This is a genomic window from Achromobacter sp. D10, assembly GCF_035282245.1.
Taxonomy (GTDB): Bacteria; Pseudomonadota; Gammaproteobacteria; order Burkholderiales; family Burkholderiaceae_B; genus Achromobacter; species Achromobacter insolitus.
Genome location: NZ_JAYJLE010000001.1, coordinates 1,266,060 through 1,284,016 on the forward strand (window position 1 = coordinate 1,266,060; position 17,957 = coordinate 1,284,016).

The 17,957-nt window shown below is 63.3% G+C and carries 16 protein-coding genes; 9 read left to right on the forward strand and 7 right to left on the reverse strand.

The window, feature by feature from the left end; all coding sequences use genetic code 11:
• Positions 1–111: 111 nt before the first annotated feature.
• The 4 genes from VCS63_RS06050 to VCS63_RS06065 all read right to left on the reverse strand — a co-directional run bounded on the left by VCS63_RS06050 (position 112) and on the right by VCS63_RS06065 (position 5,124).
• Positions 112–2,421 carry a xanthine dehydrogenase family protein molybdopterin-binding subunit gene (locus VCS63_RS06050; protein WP_323878889.1) on the reverse strand — a complete coding sequence of 770 codons (2,310 nt, stop codon included), beginning with the start codon at positions 2,419–2,421 and terminating at the stop codon, positions 112–114.
• A gap of 70 nt (positions 2,422–2,491) precedes the next feature.
• The gene (locus VCS63_RS06055) at positions 2,492–3,160 is read right to left on the reverse strand and encodes an isochorismatase family protein (protein WP_323878891.1); all 669 of its coding nucleotides are present in this window, start codon (positions 3,158–3,160) and stop codon (positions 2,492–2,494) included.
• Positions 3,157–4,230, reverse strand: a complete 1,074-nt coding sequence (locus tag VCS63_RS06060) for a 2,5-dihydroxypyridine 5,6-dioxygenase (RefSeq protein ID WP_042795391.1) — start codon at positions 4,228–4,230, stop codon at positions 3,157–3,159. The genes VCS63_RS06055 and VCS63_RS06060 overlap by 4 nt, the downstream gene beginning before the upstream one ends.
• Before the next feature lie 57 nt (positions 4,231–4,287).
• On the reverse strand, positions 4,288–5,124 hold the full coding sequence (locus VCS63_RS06065; RefSeq protein WP_112966975.1) for an alpha/beta fold hydrolase: 837 nt from the start codon (positions 5,122–5,124) through the stop codon (positions 4,288–4,290).
• A gap of 329 nt (positions 5,125–5,453) precedes the next feature.
• Here VCS63_RS06065 and VCS63_RS06070 point away from each other — a divergent pair, with 329 nt between their 5' ends.
• From VCS63_RS06070 to VCS63_RS06085, 4 genes are all read left to right on the forward strand, one after another.
• Entirely contained in the window at positions 5,454–6,611 is a 1,158-nt protein-coding gene (locus VCS63_RS06070; protein ID WP_042795388.1) for an FAD-dependent monooxygenase, read from the forward strand.
• Positions 6,612–6,704: 93 nt separating this feature from the next.
• Positions 6,705–7,226 carry a (2Fe-2S)-binding protein gene (locus VCS63_RS06075; protein ID WP_042795387.1) on the forward strand — a complete coding sequence of 174 codons (522 nt, stop codon included), beginning with the start codon at positions 6,705–6,707 and terminating at the stop codon, positions 7,224–7,226.
• Positions 7,223–10,204, forward strand: coding sequence for a c-type cytochrome (locus VCS63_RS06080; RefSeq protein WP_323878894.1), 2,982 nt, complete (start codon positions 7,223–7,225; stop codon positions 10,202–10,204). Before VCS63_RS06075 ends, VCS63_RS06080 begins: the two co-directional genes overlap by 4 nt.
• 62 nt (positions 10,205–10,266) lie before the next feature.
• Entirely contained in the window at positions 10,267–11,583 is a 1,317-nt protein-coding gene (locus tag VCS63_RS06085) for an MFS transporter (protein WP_042795386.1), read from the forward strand.
• Positions 11,584–11,612: 29 nt separating this feature from the next.
• Here the strand turns inward: VCS63_RS06085 and VCS63_RS06090 are convergent, their stop codons facing one another.
• Positions 11,613–12,080: a MarR family winged helix-turn-helix transcriptional regulator gene (locus VCS63_RS06090; protein ID WP_042795385.1), complete on the reverse strand. Its 468-nt coding sequence runs from the start codon at positions 12,078–12,080 to the stop codon at positions 11,613–11,615.
• Positions 12,081–12,269: 189 nt separating this feature from the next.
• Between VCS63_RS06090 and VCS63_RS06095 the strand changes: the two genes are divergently transcribed.
• Entirely contained in the window at positions 12,270–13,400 is a 1,131-nt protein-coding gene (locus VCS63_RS06095) for an FUSC family protein (protein WP_175199842.1), read from the forward strand.
• Positions 13,401–13,407: 7 nt separating this feature from the next.
• Here VCS63_RS06095 and VCS63_RS06100 read toward each other — a convergent pair whose 3' ends face one another.
• A complete protein-coding gene (locus VCS63_RS06100) occupies positions 13,408–14,256 on the reverse strand; it encodes a DMT family transporter (RefSeq protein ID WP_323878898.1) in 849 nt (282 codons plus the stop codon).
• 521 nt (positions 14,257–14,777) lie between these two features.
• Between VCS63_RS06100 and VCS63_RS06105 the strand changes: the two genes are divergently transcribed.
• The 4 genes from VCS63_RS06105 to VCS63_RS29745 are packed head-to-tail and all read left to right on the forward strand — an operon-like array spanning position 14,778 to position 17,218.
• Complete coding sequence (locus VCS63_RS06105) at positions 14,778–15,701, forward strand: hypothetical protein (RefSeq protein ID WP_323878900.1); 924 nt, start codon at positions 14,778–14,780, stop codon at positions 15,699–15,701.
• Between the two features lie 44 nt (positions 15,702–15,745).
• On the forward strand, positions 15,746–16,234 hold the full coding sequence (locus VCS63_RS06110) for a hypothetical protein (RefSeq protein ID WP_162726418.1): 489 nt from the start codon (positions 15,746–15,748) through the stop codon (positions 16,232–16,234).
• Between the two features lie 35 nt (positions 16,235–16,269).
• Positions 16,270–16,524, forward strand: coding sequence for a hypothetical protein (locus VCS63_RS06115; protein ID WP_323878902.1), 255 nt, complete (start codon positions 16,270–16,272; stop codon positions 16,522–16,524).
• A gap of 34 nt (positions 16,525–16,558) precedes the next feature.
• Positions 16,559–17,218 carry a C39 family peptidase gene (locus VCS63_RS29745; RefSeq protein ID WP_416379180.1) on the forward strand — a complete coding sequence of 220 codons (660 nt, stop codon included), beginning with the start codon at positions 16,559–16,561 and terminating at the stop codon, positions 17,216–17,218.
• On the opposite strand, the gene VCS63_RS06120 is transcribed toward VCS63_RS29745, so the two are convergent.
• A complete protein-coding gene (locus VCS63_RS06120) occupies positions 17,157–17,924 on the reverse strand; it encodes a DUF1294 domain-containing protein (RefSeq protein ID WP_323878904.1) in 768 nt (255 codons plus the stop codon). The genes VCS63_RS29745 and VCS63_RS06120 overlap by 62 nt on opposite strands.
• Positions 17,925–17,957 lie beyond the last annotated feature (33 nt).

Sequence of the window (17,957 nt, forward strand, 5' to 3'; positions counted from 1 at the left end):
CGTATGCACTAGGGGGGATATGGCAGCCGGTGGGCTGACGTGCGCGGAATGGTAGCCATCGGGCCGGAGCGGGAATATCAGGGAATTCCCGTTAAATCCACGAGGCGGAATTTACGATGCGTGAGAGGCCGGGAACAGCGCCGCGCGCACGGCATCGGGAGTAAAGGGCGCCTCGTAGAAGCGCAGTCCCGTTGCGTCGAAGAGCGCGTTGGCGATCGCGGCGGGGCCTGGCACCGAGGCGGATTCACCGGCTCCCATGGGCGGCTCGTCCTGCCGCGGCATCAGCAGCACGTCGATGGCAGGCAGGTGCTTGAAGCCCATGATGGGATATCCGCCCCATTCCCGGCAGGCCACGCCAGCGTCGTCGAAGACGACCTTTTCCAACAGACTGCGGCTTAGCGTCTGATTGACGTTGCCGTGGATCTGGTGGCGAACGCCCTCGGGATTGACGACCATGCCGGTGTCCTGGCCGACGACGATGCGTTCGACCTCGATGCGGCCGGTAGCGGGATCCACGTTCAGGTCGATGACCCAGGCGGCCCAAGCGGCGCCGAAGCCGGGGAATTTGCTGTGCACGTAGCGCGCATACGCGACGCCCCGGCCATGCAGTCGGCCGTCGGCGCCCGGGCGGCCCCGGCTGCCGGGCGTCGACCGGCGCCATTGCGCGCGGGCGGCCGTCGCTTCCAGCAAGGCGACGGCGCGCGCATCGTCCAGGTGGCGGATGCGGTATTCGACGGGATCGGCGCCGGCCGCGTGCGCCAGCTCGTCGATCATGCAGTCATGCGCAAAGGAATTGGGCAGGGCCGACACCCCGCGCAACCACGAGGCGCGCACCAGTGGCGCCATGTCGTGGCAGACGATGCGCCGGTTCGGATAGCGATAGGGGGGCGCCGCCGTGCGGTCGCCCATTTCGAGCGTGCGGGGTTCGGCGGGAATGGCGCCTGTCAGCAAGAGCGCCAGCAATGGCGCATCGTTGGACGGATAGCGAACGGCGAAGTCATAGGCCGACAGCTCGCCGTTGGCGTCGATGGCGGCGCTTACGTCCATCAACTGGCCGGTGCCTTTGGGTTCCCATTGGTGCTCCTGTTCACGCGTGAGTTGCACACGGACCGGGGCGCCGACCGCGATCGACAACAATGCCGCGTCGGCACAGACGTCGTCCGCGCAGTTTCGGCCATAGCAGCCCGCTGCCTCCAGGCGCACCAATTCAATGCGGTCCTCGCCCAGCTGAAGCAAGCGGTTCAGGTCGGCGCGCAGCATGTGGGGATTCTGCGTGCCTGTCCAGACCGTCAGACGGCCATCGCTGAAGTCGGCGACTGCGCACGACGGGCCTATGGACGCATGCATCTGGTAGGGCCACACGTAGCTGCGGCGCAGGTGCGTGGCCGCAGCGGCGCAGGCGGCGTCCACGTCGCCTTCGTCGATCAGGGGCCGGGCGGTGGAGGGGTTGGCGCGGATGGCAGCCTCAAGCTTGTCCAGGCGGGGCGCGGCGGGGATGGGTTTCCAGCGCACTTTCAATGCACGCATGGCCGCGATCGCCTGTTCTTCGCGGTCCGCCACCACGCCGATGAAATCGCCTTGCGCCACTACTTTCACGTTGCCGGGCAGATGGGCGATGGATTCGCGGTCCAGTTCGGCCAGGCTGCGTCCGATGAAGTCGCCTGCGTCGCGTCCGGGGTGGGGCGGGCGGATCACGCGCCCATGCCGCATGCCCGGCACGCGCACGTCATGCACAAAGCTGAGTTCGCCCGTGGCCTTGGCGGGAATGTCCACGCGGGCAACAGTCTGGCCCACGATCCGGTATTCCTCTGCGGGCTTGAGACGGACTTCCTGGTCCGGGGGCGCCAGCAGCAACCGTATGTGCTGGCCGCGCAACAGCTCTCCATAGTGCAGCCGGCGCGAGTCGCCAGCGTCGGCAAGCCGGATCACGCCGTCGCGCACCCGCAGCGCGTCGCGTGGAACATTCCATTGGCGCGCTGCCAGGGTCAGCAGATGCTCGCGGGCCTGGGCTGCGGCGCGGCGCAGCGGCACCGCCGATATCTGGATGGTGGCGCTGGCGATGGTGGGGCCCTGGTTCGGGGCGGCATTGGTGTGCCCCAACACCATGTCCAGGCGCGGCAACGGGACATCAAGCTCTTCCGCGACGATCTGGGCGAGCGAAGTGCGGATGCCGGTGCCCAGGTCCACATGGCCGTTGAAGGCAAGCACGCGCCAGCCCTCGGACCTTGCGTCCTGCAAGGGTTCGCTGCTGCCGCCCAGCACCGCGATGAAGACCTCGGGCGTGGCCTGCACGTAGTCCGACGCAACCCCGGGCTGGCCGGGCGCGGGCCGCGGCGCAGCCGAGGGCTCCCGCACGACCAGCAGGGCGTCGGGGTGCGCAAGCAGCGCGCCAAGCATTTCTTTGGGCTGAGGCAGGTTCATGAGGCTGACGGAGTGCGGGCCGATAGGGAATTATGCAGGCACCGGGGACCCACAGGTTCGCTGGGCCGTGTCATTGTCGGGTGTCGGCGATTGCCTGGTCCAGGGGCATGACGGCAGCGTACTTCTGCGCCATGTCGAACAGGTTGGCGTCATGGGGCCCCAGCGCGCGGTCGCCGCAGCAGTCGGACACGACCAACGGCCGGAATCCCGCCTGCATGGCGTCCACCACGCTGGCCCGCACGCAGCCGCTGGTTACGCAGCCGGCAACCAACAGCGTCTGCACGCTGCGCTGGGCCAGCCAGGGCGCCAGCATGGTGCCGAAGAACGCGGATGGGGTGCTTTTGCGCACGACGTACTCGCCGGCGGCAGGCGCCAGTTCCGGCACGATGGCGCTGTTGTGGCTGTGCTCTTTCAGCGCCAGCATGGCGGGCACTTTCAGGCAAAAGATGTTGCTGTCGGCGTCGTCGTCCGAAAACACGATGCGGCTGTGCGCCACAGGCCAGCCGCAAGCCCGGGCATGGGCCAGCAGATGGCGTGTCTGCGCGATGGCGGCAGGGATGTTGCCTCCGCCCAGGACGGCCGGGTCGGCAAAGCCATTGACGAAGTCGATGATGAGCAGCCCGAAGGGAGGCTTAAGGGGCAGCGGAGTGCCGAAGCCTTGCCGCGCATAGGCGGAAATATCGCCGGCCACGCCGGCAACCGCGGGGTCTGGCGAAAGAGAAGTTTTGGTCGGGTTCATTTGGGGGCTCCAAGGCGGGCGGCACGGGCCAGTCCGGGCGGATCCTGTACGACGCCTTCGATCACGACAGGCTGGCCGTCCAGCGCGACGCTGCAGCGGCGCATCGGGATATCGATGTGGCAGGCGGTAGTGCGGCTGCCGCCGGCTTCGTTGTTGGGGCCCATGGACCACAGGAAGTTGCCTTCGAAGGCGCGCGCGTCCATGCCGATATGGGCCTCTTTGTTGTAGTGGGCCAGCATCGACCATTGCGCACGTGGTTGCAGGCCCCAGCCGATATGCGACACCGCATAGGCCTCGGGGTCTTCGTAGGCGGCCATGTATTCCTTGAGAATGTCGGCCTGCAGTCCGCCGCTGATGCGGGTGACATAGCCTTTTTCGATGACGAGTTCGATCGGCTCGGTCACGTAGTCTTTCATGGGGAGCAGGATGTCCCCGCGGTCCAGCACCACGCGGCCTTCGCTTTGGCCTTCGTTGGGCCAGGTCAGCACGAAGCCGCTGGGCCAATGGTCCCAGCGGCCCGGTTGGTCCACGAAACCGTATTCGGAAATGGCCGGGAAGTCGCCAAGCCTGCAGCGCAGGTCGGTGCCGGCCGCGGACGTGATGTGCATCTGGCGGGACGCTTCGATCTGGCGGGCAGCAGCCTGCACGCGAGTGCGATCCGCCTCGGAAGGCACCAGCCGGCAAAGCACTTCGGGCGGTTCGATCGCCAGCAGGATCTTGGTGCCGGTCTGCAGGATTTCGTGCTGTTCCGGGGAGAACAGCAGCGTCATCAGGTCCAGCACCAGGTCGCTGGCGGTCAGGGCGGCGATGGCGGCCGCATTGCCCGTGAGCGGCGTGGTGCCGAGATAGGCCAGGGCGTCGCGGCTGATGGACTTTTCGGCGTTCACGGGCGGCAGGTCCAGCCGGTTGACACGCGCGCCCATGTCGGTGGCCGCGGCGATGGCGCAGCGCAGGGTCTGCGGGTGCGTGTCGGCGCCGGTAAGCACGGTGACTATCTGGCCGGCTTCAAGCCGGGAAAGCGCAAGCACCTGTTTCCAGGCATGGATCAGATCGATATCGCTGACGGACATGAGGGTTCCTTGGGCGGCAGAGTGGGGGGGCGGAGCGCGTGGGCCCCGCTCGCGGTGTCAGTCCAGGGGGCGGCCAAGAAAGTCGCCAAAGGCGGCGTAGAACCCGGCCTCGTTGTCCCAGGGAATCATGTGGCCTGCTCCGGGCACACGCACATGCAGGGTCTGCGGCGCAAGGCCTTGCCATTCGGCCACGTCCTCGTCGGTGACGACACCTCCTCTTTCGGCGGTCATCAGCAGCAGGGGCAGGTCGATGCGGGGCAGGTCGGCGTGGATATCGTCACGGCCGAAATCCTCGAAGCTCTGGACAATGGCCGGTTCGTGGCAGGTGTGCAGCCACTGGGCGCGCAATTGGCGCTGCGCCTCGGTCCAGGTGGGGCAGAACGCGCGCATGTCTTCGGCAGTCATGCCACGCGTGGCGAGCCGGATGGAATCCACGTACCAGGCCAGGTTGGCGGGGTAGGCGCGGCGGCCCGGCCCGGACACGGGCGGGTCCACGATGACCAGGCGCGCCAGGCCTTGCGGCTTCTTGCTCGCGGCGCGCACGGCAATCCGGCCCCCCATGGAATGGCCGACCAGTGCGTAGCGTTCCAGGCCCAGAGCCTGCGCGAAGGCCGTCACGTCGGCCGCTTGCGCGTCCAGGCCGTAGTCCAGGTCCGGCCCCGACTCAGATAGTCCGCGTCCGCGTACGTCCAGCACATAGGTGTCGAACTGGCGGCCGATCTGTTCGGCCACGAAGCCCCAGGTGACGGCGGGGCTGGTGATGCCCGGGATGATGATGACCGCGGGGCGGCCGGCGCGCTCGTCCGTGTTGCCGCCATAGCGCAGGTAGTGCTGGCGGATGCCGTTGGCGTGGACGTGGCCGCCGTAGAGATAAGTGCTGGAGTTCTTCGTCATGGTCTGCCTTGAGCGGTGAGCCTAGGGTTTTCGATAAATTCAAAATAAGCGTATACGCTCTATTCTTGCAAAGAGCGATGCGGAAAGCCAACCCGGTTGTAGTAGTGGTTTTCACCTAAACGAATGAATATTTGGCGATATTTTTGAATTTAGGCTTACAGCTTGCCTTTGCTTAGTGTTGGCCAATCCTGGAAATTAAAGTGTGTACTCCCTAATTTCCGGCCCAGGCTGCCGTGAGGACGCCCTGATGCGGCCCACTTTGCGATGGCCTGCCATGCGTCCAAGCATTCCCTTATCGAGTCAGTCACCATCCAGCAAGGAGAAGTCCCGTGTCTACATCCCCCCGCATCGCCATTGTTGGCGCCGGTCTTGGCGGAGCAGCAACCGCAGCGCTGTTGCTCAAGGAAGGATTGAATGTCCGCGTCTATGAGCAGGCGGCGAGTTTTTCGCGGCTAGGGGCCGGTATCCATGTGGGGCCCAACGTCATGAAGATCCTGCGGCGCATCGGCGTCGAAGACGCGCTGAATGCCCAAGGCTCTCATCCTGACTACTGGTACAGCCGCCATTGGCAAACGGGCGATGAGCTGGCGCGCATCCCTCTGGGCGATTACGCGCTCAAACACTATGGCGCGTCCTATCTCACGGTGCATCGGGGCGACTTCCACGCCTTGCTGATCGACGCCTTGCCCAAGCAGTGCGTGGCCTACGGCAAGTCGCTGGTCAAGGTCGAAGACCGGGGCGACGTGGTGGTGATGCATTTTGCGGACGGCACCTCCGAAGAGGCAGACATCGTCATCGGGGCCGACGGGGTGAACTCCCGGATCCGCGAAGAGCTGCTGGGACCGGAACTGCCTAAGTACGCCGGTTATCTGGCGCACCGCGCCGTATTCCCCACGCCGGCCGTCAAGAACGGGATGCTGCCCTTCGATGCTTGCGTGAAGTGGTGGAGCGACGACCGCCACATGATGGTCTATTTCGTGACGGGCAAGGCCGACGAGCTGTATTACGTGACCGGCGTTCCGGTTGAGCACTGGGACCTGAACGACCGCTGGCTGCCCAGTAGCAAGGATGAAATGCGCGAAGCGTTCAGCGGCTGGCACCCGACCGTGCAAGCGCTGATCGATGCCACGGTGGAAGTCACCAAATGGTCCTTGCTGGAACGTGATCCGCTGCCGCTTTGGAGCCGCGGGCGCATGGTCCTGCTGGGCGATGCCTGCCATCCCATGAAACCGCACATGGCGCAGGGCGCGGCCATGGCCATAGAAGACGGTGCGATGCTGGCGCGGTGTTTCAAGGAAGTGGGCGTGAACAACCACGAACTGGCCTTCGCGCTGTATGAGGCAAACCGCGCGGAACGCGCCAGCAAAGTGCAGCGCATTTCACACGACAACACGTGGCTGCGCACCAATGAAGATCCTTCGTGGTGCTTCGGTTACGACGTGTTCAATGAACCGCTGGTCGAACCCAAGGCCCGGGTGGCGGTGTGACGCCGTAGCCGTGCCGGATATCGGGGGGCTTGATCCCCCGCCCGGGGAACGGCACCCTTCCTACCTTTCAACCAGCCACCACGCGCCACGCCCATGGGATCCTCCGTCTATCCTAGCAGTGCCCCGCAACCGATCCGCTTGACAGTCAACGGATCCGAGCACGAGGTGCCGGCAGCTCCCGATGTGGCGCTGCTGTACGTCTTGCGCAATGACCTGGAGCTCAATAGCCCCAAGTATGGTTGCGGTCTGGGTGAATGCGGCGCCTGCACGGTGCTGATAGATGGCGTGGCGGCGCGCTCCTGTGTGATTCCCGTCAGGGCGGCGCAGGGGCGGGCGGTCACCACGCTGGAAGGCCTGGGCACGCGGCAGCGGCCTGGACCGACCCAGCAGGCGTTCATCGACTGCCAGGCGGCGCAATGCGGCTACTGCCTGAACGGAATGATCATGACGGTCGAGGCGCTGCTGCGCCGCGATCCCAGCCCTACGGAAGAGGCGCTGCGCAGCGAGCTGCACCACAATCTGTGCCGTTGCGGCACCCATGTGGAAATCATGCAGGCGGCCAAGCGGGCCGTGCAACTGCGCGCGGCCAGCGGCGCGGACGATTCGGCATCATGAGCGCGGAACGTCTATCCGCTTCGGCCGGCGCGGCTGGCCTGCCGGCGGTTCTGCCCGCCGATCTGTTGCACGGCGTTGCGCTGCGTCCGCCCGAACTGGCGTGGGACGGCGCGCGCTACCGCGGCAGTCAATTGCTGAGCGTGAGGCTGGCGGAGGTCCGTGGCTTGGCCGGTGTCGTGGCGGCGGTGCAGCGCGCGCATTTCGCGGGCGTCGTCGCGGTGACACCGCTGTATGCCCGGCAAGCGGCCGCGGAACTCACGCCTGTGTGGCAGGCCGCCGATGACGGCCATTCTCTCCAGACCGGGCCGCGCGCCGGCCACATCCGCTACGGCCTGCGCTTGCCGCTGGCCGAGCCGCATGCCGGCGCACGGGTCACGGCATGGAGCCTTAACGGGCATACCGGCGTTTGGCTGCCGGCGTGCCCGCCCAGCGTGCAGCAGATCCTGCGGCGCGAGCTGGCCGCCTTGTTGCAGCAGCCCGAGGAAGCCTTACGGCTGACCGTGGCCGATGCCGGGGAGGCGTCGTCAATCGCAACAGGCGCGCCCCATCCGCTGGATCTGATGGACGCGGCCGCGGAAGCGGCGCTGTTGTCCCAGGCCGTCGGGCGGCCCGTCTGCGTGGCCTGCCATGCCGAGGGGCGTGGCGAGCTGTCGCTGGCCGTGCCGCTGGAGCAGACACCGCTCGAGTCCGAACCCGATGCGGGCGCCTTGGCGTCCGATATCCCTGAAACCCAGGCCGGGCCCCTGGCGTTATGTTCGAATGCGCCCTGGGCGATGCGCCCCAGTCTGGCGCGGCTGTTGAGCCAGCCCGGACAGGCGTACGCGGCGGCGCAGGCCACGGTGCAGAGCAGCGTGGCCGTGCATGCCGGCAAGCGGCCCGTTCCGCCCTTGCACGCCAGCGTGGATGAGCTGAATGCGGCACAGGTGTTCGCCCAGGAGAGCCTTAGCCATGAGCAGGCCCTGGCGCTGGGCGAAGACCCGCTTGCATGGCGGCTGCAACAATTGCCCGAGGGGCAGGGGTTGGAGCTTGCGCGGCAAGTCGTGGAACGCGCAGGCTTGCCCCTTGATGGCGGCGATGACGCGCCGCCGGCCGGCGCGCTGCGCGGCAAGGGCTTTGCCACCGCGCAGGCGCAATGCGTGGACGAGACGGGCGAGGCCCGTATGGTGTGGAGCGCCTGGGTGGCCGAGGTCGCCGTGCATCCGCAAACCGGCCAGGTCGATGTCACACGGGTGGTGGCCGGCCACGATAGCCAACATCTGCGAGCGGCCCAGGGCGCGACGATAACGCCCGCTATCGAACACCAGACGCCTCGGCTGTTGGCCAATGCCCGCCGTCTGCTGGCGGGGCCGCCAGCCTTCGATGACTGGATCAGCCCCGCGCCCAATGGACTCGGGGAGCCTGGCCGCGCACTGGGTCTGCAGGAAGCGCCCAATGCGCTTTCACACCGCGATCCGGCCGAGGGCGAAGTCGTGACCCACGGGCAGCTCGCGATAGATGGCGTCATGACGCTGCCGGCCGCGGCCGCCATTGCCAATGCGATCCAGGACGCGACGGGCGTGCGCCTGCGGCAAGCGCCGTTTGATACCGAGCAGTTGCGCTTGGCGCTAGCCAGCCGTGGCCGCGAGCGCACGCGGAATCCGCTGCGCCGCGGCTGGATGTGGCTGGCGGCCGGCATGGCAGGCGTGGCGGGCATGGCGGCTGCGCTCTGGCCGGTCAAGCCGGCGCTTCCGTTGACCGCCGGCCCGGACGTGTCCTTGTATTCGTCGCGCGCAATCGAACGCGGCCGGCTGGTGGCGGCCGCCGGTGATTGCGTGGCCTGCCATACGGCGCCCGGCGGCAAGGCCAATGCAGGCGGGCTCGCGCTGGACACGCCCTTTGGCACGATCTACACCACCAACATCACGCCCGACAACGACACCGGCATCGGACGCTGGTCATACACCGCTTTCGAGCGCGCCATGCGCCATGGCGTGCATCAGGACGGTCGGCAGCTATACCCGGCATTTCCCTACACGGCCTATGCCAAGCTGAGCGACGCGGACATGCAGGCGCTCTATGGCTACCTGATGTCGCAGCCTGCTGTGCGGGCCGAGCCGCCCAAGACTCAACTGGCATTTCCCTACAGTTTTCGTCCGCTGCTGGCCGGTTGGAATGCGTTGTTCCACGATGCCAAGCCGTTCACGCCGGACCCCTCGCGCAGCGCGGAATGGCTGCGGGGCGCCTATCTGGTGGAAGGGGCGGGGCACTGCGCGGCATGTCACTCCCCTCGCAACCCGCTGGGCGCGGAAAAAACTGGGGTGCATTACCTGGCCGGCGGCGAGGCCGAGGGCTGGTCAGCGCCCGCGCTGAACCAATTGGCCACGGGCTCCCGGGGCTGGACGCAAGACGAGCTTTTCCAGTACCTGCGCACAGGGTATTCGCCCAGGCACGGCGTGGCGGCGGGTCCGATGGCGCCGGTGATCCACGGCTTGGCCGAGCTGCCGGACAGCGATCTCAAAGCCATTTCCACTTACCTGTTGGACCTGCCGCAAGCCTCGGGCGCAAGCGCGCCCAATCCTGTCAGCGCGGCGCCGGCGTCCGGCGCCGCCGCCACGGCCCAATCCGCGCCCGCCGCGGCCACCCTGCAGTCCATTCAGGGGCGGCGTGCAAATGGCGAACGCGTCTACCAGAACGCGTGCGCGGTCTGCCATGAGGCCGGCAGCGGCCCGACGCTGTTTGGCGTGAAGCCCCCATTGGCCTCGAACACCAACCTGCACGCCGCCACGCCCGACAACCTGATCCAGGTGATCCTCCACGGCATTCAGGAGCCCGCCAACGGCGAGCTGGGCTACATGCCGGGATTCAAAGACAGCCTCGACGACAGGCAGATCGCCGACTTGATCGGCTACTTGCGGCAACGCCATGCGCCCGAGCAAGAGGCGTGGCCAGACCCGACGAACACGATTAGCAAGCTGCGCGAGCTCGCGGAGCTGAACTAAAGGAAGCGCGGCCACAACGCGCGCGGCAGTTTGTGTTGATCACAACAAGGGGTTTTTCATCTATGTCAGCTTCATTGGTTTCCGTGGACAAGGCCATCCTGGTGGCCGGCGTCGGCAAGTTTCAGTACCGGCTCTTCGTGATATTCGGCCTGGTCTGGATGGCCGATGCCATGCAGGTGCTGTCGATCGGCTTCAGCGCGCCGTCGATCGCAAAGACGTTCGGCATCACCGTGCCGCAGGCGTTGCAGAGCGGCACGTTCTTCTTCATTGGCATGTTGATCGGCGCGTTCGTTTTCGGGCGCATGGCCGATCGCATCGGGCGTCGCCCGGTACTGATGATTGCCGTGATCATCGACGCCTTCGCTGGCGTGGCATCGGCCTTCGCGCCGGAGTTCGCCTGGCTCTTGTTCCTGAGGTTCCTGACGGGCATCGGCGTGGGCGGAACCCTGCCCGTGGACTACACGATGATGGCCGAGTTCCTGCCCAGCGATCGCCGTGGCCGCTGGCTGGTGTTACTGGAATCGTTCTGGGCCGTGGGCACCATCTTCCTCGCGTTGCTGGCGCTGGCGGCGACTTCCTGGGGCGATGACGCGTGGCGCGTGATCTTCTTCGTGACCGGACTGCCCGCATTGATCGGCGTGGTGCTGCGCTTCTACATTCCCGAATCGCCCATGTACCTGAACCGCAACGGCAAATCGGACCATGCGCGCCAGGTCCTGGAACGCGTGGCCCGTGTGAATCGCCGCGATGTGGACATGCCCCACCTGCAACCCGAGGTCCCCGCCAACAAATCCATGTTTGCGCTGTTTTCCGGCAGCTACCGGCGCCGCAGCCTGGGGCTGTTCCTGGCGTGGGCGTTGATCTCCATCGCCTACTACGGCGTCTTCGTCTATCTGCCGGTGAAGCTCAGCACGGAAGGCTTTGCCTTCATGCGCGGACAGGAATTCCTGGTGATCCTGGCGCTGGTGCAATTGCCCGGCTTTGCGTTGTCCGCCTATGGCGTGGAGCGTTGGGGCCGCAAGCCCACGCTTATCGGCTTCCTGTTGCTCAGCGCGGCCGGATGCATGTTGTATAGCCTGGGCACGTCGCCGGTCGTGGTCATCGGGTCAACCTTGCTGATGAGCTTTTCATTGCTGGGCACGTGGGGCGCGCTGTACGCGTTCACGCCCGAGGTCTATCCCACCGACCTGCGCGCCAGCGGCATGGGCATGGCGGGCGCCGTAGCGCGATTCGGCGGGCTCTTTGCGCCAGCCATCATCGCGCCCATCATGGCCAGCCACTTCACGCTGTCGCTGGTCGTGTTGTCCAGCATGCTGGTGGCGGGCGCCATTTCCATCTGGCTGGTCGACGTAGAGTCGCGCAACCGCGCGCTCGATTGATCTTGACGTAAGTGGCGGCGGCGAGCGGGTCAGTCCTGCTCGTCGCCGTTCAGCATTTTTGTCAGCAGATAGTTCAGCGCCACCCGCTCGGCGGGGTTCAGGTTGCCGTAGGTGCTTTCCGTGATCTGCTTGGCGAACGGCTCCATCTGCTGCACCAACTCCTGGCCGATGGGGGTCAGGTTTATGACCACCTTGCGCCGGTCCACCGGGTCATGGTCCACCTGCACCAATTCGCGCTGCTTCAGCCGGTCGACCACGCCGCGCACCGTGGCCTGGTCGATGACCGTCGCCTTGACCAGATCGGCAAGCGAGCTCGCGCCCTTATCCCGTACTGAGCACAGCACGACGAACTGCGCGGCGGTAAGTTGGGAATCGGGTATGTACTGCTGGAACAGGGCGGTATGCCGCTGATAGACGCGCCGTAGCAGGTGACCGACTTGATCGGAAAACAAATAGCCATCCGTGTTGGACGAGGACTTGCCTTTTATATTGCGCATAAGCCTATCCGAAGCAATGCAATGAGCATCATGATTTTTGTCAACGGCACACGCAATGGACGTGCTGAACCTACGGACCGAGCCTGGATTTTACTGTGATGCAGCGGGTGGGTCGCCAATTCCGCATCTATCCACATTGCCGCCACGCGACGACAATAGCAAGCATGGAATCCCCGATCAGGTCGCCTCATGAGCAGAATTGACGAGCCGCAGGAGCCCGGCCACAAGCCCGAGCCATGGCATTCCTTTGCCTTTGCGAAAGCCCGGCTGTTGGGCGTATGGCGCGAGCTTATCCGGGTCAACGCCAGCGACCGCCCCTGGGAAATGCCTTTGGCTGCCGCCCTGTCTTCCGGCCTGCCCTTGTTGGTGGGTGCCTATTTCGGCCGCATGGATTACGGCCTGATGTCCAGCCTGGGCGGCATGGTGTTCCTTAGCTTGCCCAATTCCTCGTTGCAGCACCGCATGATGATGCTGCTGGCGGCATCCTTCGGCATGGTTGCCTGCTACGCGGTGGGCGCGCTGACGCAGTTCTGGCCCACGGTGATGATCGCCGCGCTGACTTTCATTGCCATGGTGGTGAACATGGTGTGCCGCTGCTATCGGCTGGGGCCGCCGGGCAGCCTGTTCTACATCATGGCCACGGCAATCGCGGCCTATACACCGGGAAGCGTCGAGGAAATCCCCACGCGTGTGGGCATGGTCGCGCTTGGCAGCCTGGTAGCGTGCCTCGTGGCATTTGCCTATTCACTGCACATGACGCGGGTCGCACCGCCGCCGCCCGAAACGGCGCTGCCCAAGCCCACCTTCGACTTCGTCGTCTACGACTCCGTGATCATCGGCCTGTTCGTGGGAATTTCCCTGCTGGTGGCCGAACTGCTGCAATTGCCGCGTCCTTACTGGGTGCCCGTCAGTTGCCTGGCCATCATCCAGGGGGCAAGCCTCATGGCGGCCTGGAACCGCCAGCTGCATCGCATCCTGGGCACTGCCGTGGGCCTGTGCGTGGCATGGGCCTTGTTGAGTCTGCCACTGAACGTCTGGACCTTGAGCCTGGTGATGATGGCGCTGTCCTTCGGCATAGAAACGCTGGTGGTGCGCCACTACGCCAGTGCCGTGGTGCTGATCACGCCGCTGACGATCTTCCTGGCCGAAGCGCCGCACCTGGGCCAAGGCTATCCCGCGGCGGTGATCGAGGCGCGTTTCCTGGACACGGTGATCGGCGCCTTCATCGGCGCGCTGGGCGCCGTGCTGCTGCATAACCAGCGCATAAGGCCGCTACTCTCGCGCTGGATGCGCGCAGTGCTGCCTCGGCGAGTGAACTGAAGGCCGCTCAGGCGGCCGGCTTCTTCACCAGCACCACCAACGCAATGCCCAGCAATATCAGCACCGAGGCGACCACGAGTATGCCGGTCACGGGCTCGTCCAGGAACAACGTGCCACCGAACGCCGTCAGCACGGGCACGCTGAGCTGCACCGTGGCGGCATGGGTCACCTTCAGCTGCTTGAGCGCCGCGTACCAGAATACATAGCCCAGGCCCGAGGTTACTGCGCCGGATGCGACGGCATACGCTACGCCGGCAGTGTCGTACCCCGCGTGCGATGCCAGGGCGTGCAACAGGAACAGCAGTAGCGCGGCCGGCGTGGCCCGGATGAAATTGCCCGCCGTCGCCGACGCGGCATCCTTGGCGCTACGGCCCAGCAACGAGTACGCGCCCCACGCGATACCGGCCACGATCATCAGCAAGGCGTGCAACAAGGGCGGCGCGCTGACGCTCGGCAGCATCAGCGTGACCAGCCCGGCCACCGCCAGGCCTATGCCCAGACCCTGTGTCATGCTCAGCTTTTCGCCAATGAACAGCCCATACAGGATCATGCTGATCTGGATCGACGCAAACAGCAGCAAGGCTCCCGTGCCCGCCGAGATTTGCGTATAGGCATAAGCGAAACCCAGCGCATAGGCCAGCAACGCCAGCGCCCCGTGCCAATTGCCCTCCAGGCGCCCGGCGGGCTTGCGCAGACGCAGCACCAGCCACAGCACCACCGCGCCGGATCCAATGCGGATGGCGACGAAGGTGGCGGGATCTATCTCGGTATGTTTGAGCGCGAGGCGGCACAGCAGCGAATTGCCGGCGAAGCACAGCAGCGAGAGGACGGTGAGCGCGAGCAGGCGGAGCGTCATGGCGCGGGTATTCCCTTGGGCGGAGCTTCGGGCATCGCATCTCGGCAAGGCGGGGGTGCGATGGAAGCATCGTAGCGCGGCCCCCGCGTGTGGGCGAAACCAACGACTCCGATTCGCAGAGGGTTTCATGAACCGGAACGGATGGTTGGCAGCGCACCTCTGTCAACTGAACCATGTGCAGACGCGTCCTGGCTGAACGCATGCGTACTTGGCCACAGCAGCATCCAGCTGTGACGGCGGAGGCTCCGGGCTGCACCTTTACGCCGAGCGGTGGATGAAATTGAGGGCCGCGCCCTCTAGTGAGTAGACGGGGGGACCGTGCGTTGGGGGCTACGCAGCGCGCGCCGGTAGGCATTCGTTCGTCCCATGTCGGAATAGTCCGACTTGTCCATCTTTATGGGGACCTAATGGTGGGTGCATTGCTAAATTCTGTCGTACCGAACTTGGCCAAAGTGAAGAGCCAAATCAGATTTATAAAAAGTAATGATTCTCAAACGTACTCCTATTAGTGATGATTAAAGATGTTCCGCTTTGCAAGTGATCGATATCTGCAAACAGGCTGTCGGCATTTGGCGTTTCATATCGCAACGGCTTCAGTTCTCATATTCGCGGGTTTTCCTGCCTATGGAGAGAAGCCGTTATATGTGGAAGGGTTGGTGACCGAGGCCGGGAAGTGGAAGTTGGATCTCGCTATCGCATATGCAAACCGCGATGGATATGAGCTTCAGGTTGGCGAGCCTCTCTTTGTCCAAACCGGTCCGGCATCCTTTTTTCCCGTGTACGCAGGTATTGAAGAAGAAAAAACAAACTTGGACATGATAGTGGCAACAATAGGACTGAGATATGGAATAAACGCACATACGGATATTTACGGCAGAACGAGTGGCTTCTGGAGTGAGATACGGTCTGAGGCGAACGGCTATACGCATGCATCTTCGTTCGGAGAACTATCTGACGCTTGGCTTGGCATCAGCCATATATTCAAGGACGACGACGACACCCCGGGCTTAATAGGATTTGCCGAAATTGCTGTTGCCGAGCGGAATGAGGGTAATGCCAGCTATCTAAAGTCCGCAGCTGTAGGACTTACTGCATACAAAGCTCTGGATCCAGTGGTGCTGTCCATGAATGTTGCATACCGATCAGGCGGCGACCGCGAAGTAGGGGGTGTGAGGCGAAAGCCCGGCTCACTCTTTATGACTAGCGGCTCGGTAGCCTTCGCGGCCAACGATCGCATAAGCCTAAGCACTGGCGTTCAGTGGATGAGCTCTATGCCAGATTCCATCAATGGATTGCGGACCGGGTTTCGGCGCACCAGTACTAACCTGTTGTTGGGTGCAGGCTACGGCATAAGTCATCGAAATGTCGTCAATTTTTCGATGAAATCTAACATTTCAGGCCAAGATGGGGCCGACATGAATTTGGCATGGTCCCATACCTTCTAAAGAAACTGGTTATAGAGAAAACCCCGTTGAAAAAGGACTCAATAATGAACGAAAGGACCGTAAAAGTTGCCTCTCTGGTACTGGTTTTTGGTTGCGTGTTCGTCACGCAATCCTTCGCGAAATCTGTAAGTGACGTGCCAATATCTCTCTCGCTGGAGTTCGACCTGTTCCACGAATCCGTCAGTTTGAATGACATGCAACTGCTTTCAAGGGAAGAAATGAAATCTACTGAAGGCGCAATTAATCCGCTGCTTGTCGGAGCGGTAGTTGGTGCCTCTACGGCTGCAGGGACATATATTTATGGGGCCCGAAAAGGTAACTATCCTTACAGTACGAAGGGCCTGATAGGAAATACGACCACCGGCGCGACTATCGGAGCTCTCTCAGGCGGCGCTGGCGCCGCTGCGGGAGGCGGATTCTCGGTTGGCGCAAATATATGGCGTTTTAATGGGGCTGCCGCCAATTTTGGGGCCAATCAGGTGTGGCGACAGAACTGCGGTAGGTCCAATTTTGGTCCGATGTGCGGTCGCTGACAGGCGAAGTCCTCGAATAAATCCGGGAGAGAGTCATGGGTGAAATTCTCGCCGCCATCATGGGCTATCTTATAGGTTTGGAAGATTCACAGCCTCGTGTCCGTTGTCATCGTATGGCTGCTATTGCGGCGAGCCTTTTTTTTCTCGGCACAGTTATTGTTGATCTTTATGACGGCACTCAATGGGATATAAGTGGATTTATGTTTTCTCTGCTGCTCTCTTTGGCGATGTATGTTTGTGTGTTTCTGACTATGAAGTGCTTCGCTCGAAGCAAAGAGCATCGTAAGTAGCGGCGGCGGGTTTCCATATAAAAAAGAACTCGTGATGGCTAGGATTTTTCTCTTTCTGCTGATTGTCTTCGAAGCTGGCCTTGCGTCAGCGGAAGTCGTAGTGCGCAGTTCGAACGGGACTCTACATCGCGTGGATGTAAAAAACTGGAAAGAAATACGCGACGGGGGAGTGGTAAAGCAAGAGTATGATTTCTCATGCGGCGCAGCCTCGATGGCTACATTGCTCAGAGGCGCATATGGCGTTGTGGTGTCAGAGGCTGAGCTGCTTGAGGCAATGGGTAAGCAGGACGCACGAGCTTCATTCGAAGATATGGCTACGATATTTGAGAAACTGGGCTTCTATGCTCGTGGGTATATTTCCACATTTTCACAGCTGTCAAAGATCAAAATCCCCGTAATTCTCTATGTGAAGCATCGGAGATATGATCATTTCACGGTTTTGCGAGGAATTGATGAAAACACAGTTTGGCTTGCTGACCCCAGCGTGGGAAATCAGACGCTGAGCCGAACTCAGTTTCTTAGTATGTGGGAGACGGTGGATCTTGAGGGAAACAACGCTCCACCTAGAGGCAAGTTATTGGTCATATTGCCGATGGAATCCTCGGTTTCAATCTCCCCTAGTTTCTTTCACTCTAACCCGACGAGACGATCCAGGCCCGCAATGTTGCAGCTTCCCTTGGCCAGTTATCGTTGATTGCGAGCTCGACTATGCGCGATTCGTTCAGTCGCTGTAGGCCTTGGAAGTAGTACTTGAAGTGCATGCCCAGGGTTACATGCTCCCACAGCGCATCGAAGCTGCGAATTGCGGCCCAGCAGTCGAACGCCGCAAGTCGAATTCCCGGTGGATCTCCGGCGCCACCGGCAGAGCGTGCAATTGCCGATCCGATGGCAAGGTCGGGTTCAGGCTGCTGCAATGCCCGTGCGGGGCGCGTTATTGAGGAAGAAATCCTCCCAGCAGCGGCCTGCCATAAGGTGAACACAACGGCCAGGAAGACCGCAAGGTTGACGGCGACCGTGATCCAGAACACGGCGCGGAAGCCCGGCTTTATGGACTTGTGCCTCAGCCATTGCTGAGCGATCAATGCGCCCGGCCAGCCTCCGGCCAGCGCGAGCAGATGCAAGGTTCTTTCGGAAATCCTCCAGCGGTCCGCACGGGCGGCGGCCTTGTCTGCGGCGTAGGCCGCAAAAGTCAGCGCGCTCAACACCAGATAGCATGCGCCCACGGCGATCGGCACCCTCCATAGGAAGGTCGCCAATGTGTAGACGACGACAAACGCGGGCGCCAGCCAGATTTGCCAGCCTGTACGCCGCTTGGCGCGATAAGCCGCAGGGTTCCTTGGCGGCTTTTGCCGTGCTGGAAGGCGAACAGACGCGGCGCGCGGCTTTCCGTTAAAGGTCATCAGGCAAGACTCAGGCGCCAGGACGCATGCCGT

What these genes read in the sequence shown, in the direction of transcription:
- VCS63_RS06075 (WP_042795387.1), top strand. Translation starts at nt 6,705, where the DNA reads ATGGGATCCTCCGTCTATCCTAGCAGTGCCCCGCAACCGATCCGCTTG.
- VCS63_RS06080 (WP_323878894.1), top strand. Translation starts at nt 7,223, where the DNA reads ATGAGCGCGGAACGTCTATCCGCTTCGGCCGGCGCGGCTGGCCTGCCG.
- VCS63_RS29745 (WP_416379180.1), top strand. Translation starts at nt 16,559, where the DNA reads ATGGCTAGGATTTTTCTCTTTCTGCTGATTGTCTTCGAAGCTGGCCTT.
- VCS63_RS06100 (WP_323878898.1), bottom strand. Translation starts at nt 14,256, where the DNA reads ATGACGCTCCGCCTGCTCGCGCTCACCGTCCTCTCGCTGCTGTGCTTC.
- VCS63_RS06085 (WP_042795386.1), top strand. Translation starts at nt 10,267, where the DNA reads ATGTCAGCTTCATTGGTTTCCGTGGACAAGGCCATCCTGGTGGCCGGC.
- VCS63_RS06090 (WP_042795385.1), bottom strand. Translation starts at nt 12,080, where the DNA reads ATGCGCAATATAAAAGGCAAGTCCTCGTCCAACACGGATGGCTATTTG.
- VCS63_RS06115 (WP_323878902.1), top strand. Translation starts at nt 16,270, where the DNA reads ATGGGTGAAATTCTCGCCGCCATCATGGGCTATCTTATAGGTTTGGAA.
- VCS63_RS06065 (WP_112966975.1), bottom strand. Translation starts at nt 5,124, where the DNA reads ATGACGAAGAACTCCAGCACTTATCTCTACGGCGGCCACGTCCACGCC.
- VCS63_RS06105 (WP_323878900.1), top strand. Translation starts at nt 14,778, where the DNA reads ATGTTCCGCTTTGCAAGTGATCGATATCTGCAAACAGGCTGTCGGCAT.
- VCS63_RS06050 (WP_323878889.1), bottom strand. Translation starts at nt 2,421, where the DNA reads ATGAACCTGCCTCAGCCCAAAGAAATGCTTGGCGCGCTGCTTGCGCAC.
- VCS63_RS06120 (WP_323878904.1), bottom strand. Translation starts at nt 17,924, where the DNA reads ATGACCTTTAACGGAAAGCCGCGCGCCGCGTCTGTTCGCCTTCCAGCA.
- VCS63_RS06060 (WP_042795391.1), bottom strand. Translation starts at nt 4,230, where the DNA reads ATGTCCGTCAGCGATATCGATCTGATCCATGCCTGGAAACAGGTGCTT.
- VCS63_RS06110 (WP_162726418.1), top strand. Translation starts at nt 15,746, where the DNA reads ATGAACGAAAGGACCGTAAAAGTTGCCTCTCTGGTACTGGTTTTTGGT.
- VCS63_RS06055 (WP_323878891.1), bottom strand. Translation starts at nt 3,160, where the DNA reads ATGAACCCGACCAAAACTTCTCTTTCGCCAGACCCCGCGGTTGCCGGC.
- VCS63_RS06095 (WP_175199842.1), top strand. Translation starts at nt 12,270, where the DNA reads ATGAGCAGAATTGACGAGCCGCAGGAGCCCGGCCACAAGCCCGAGCCA.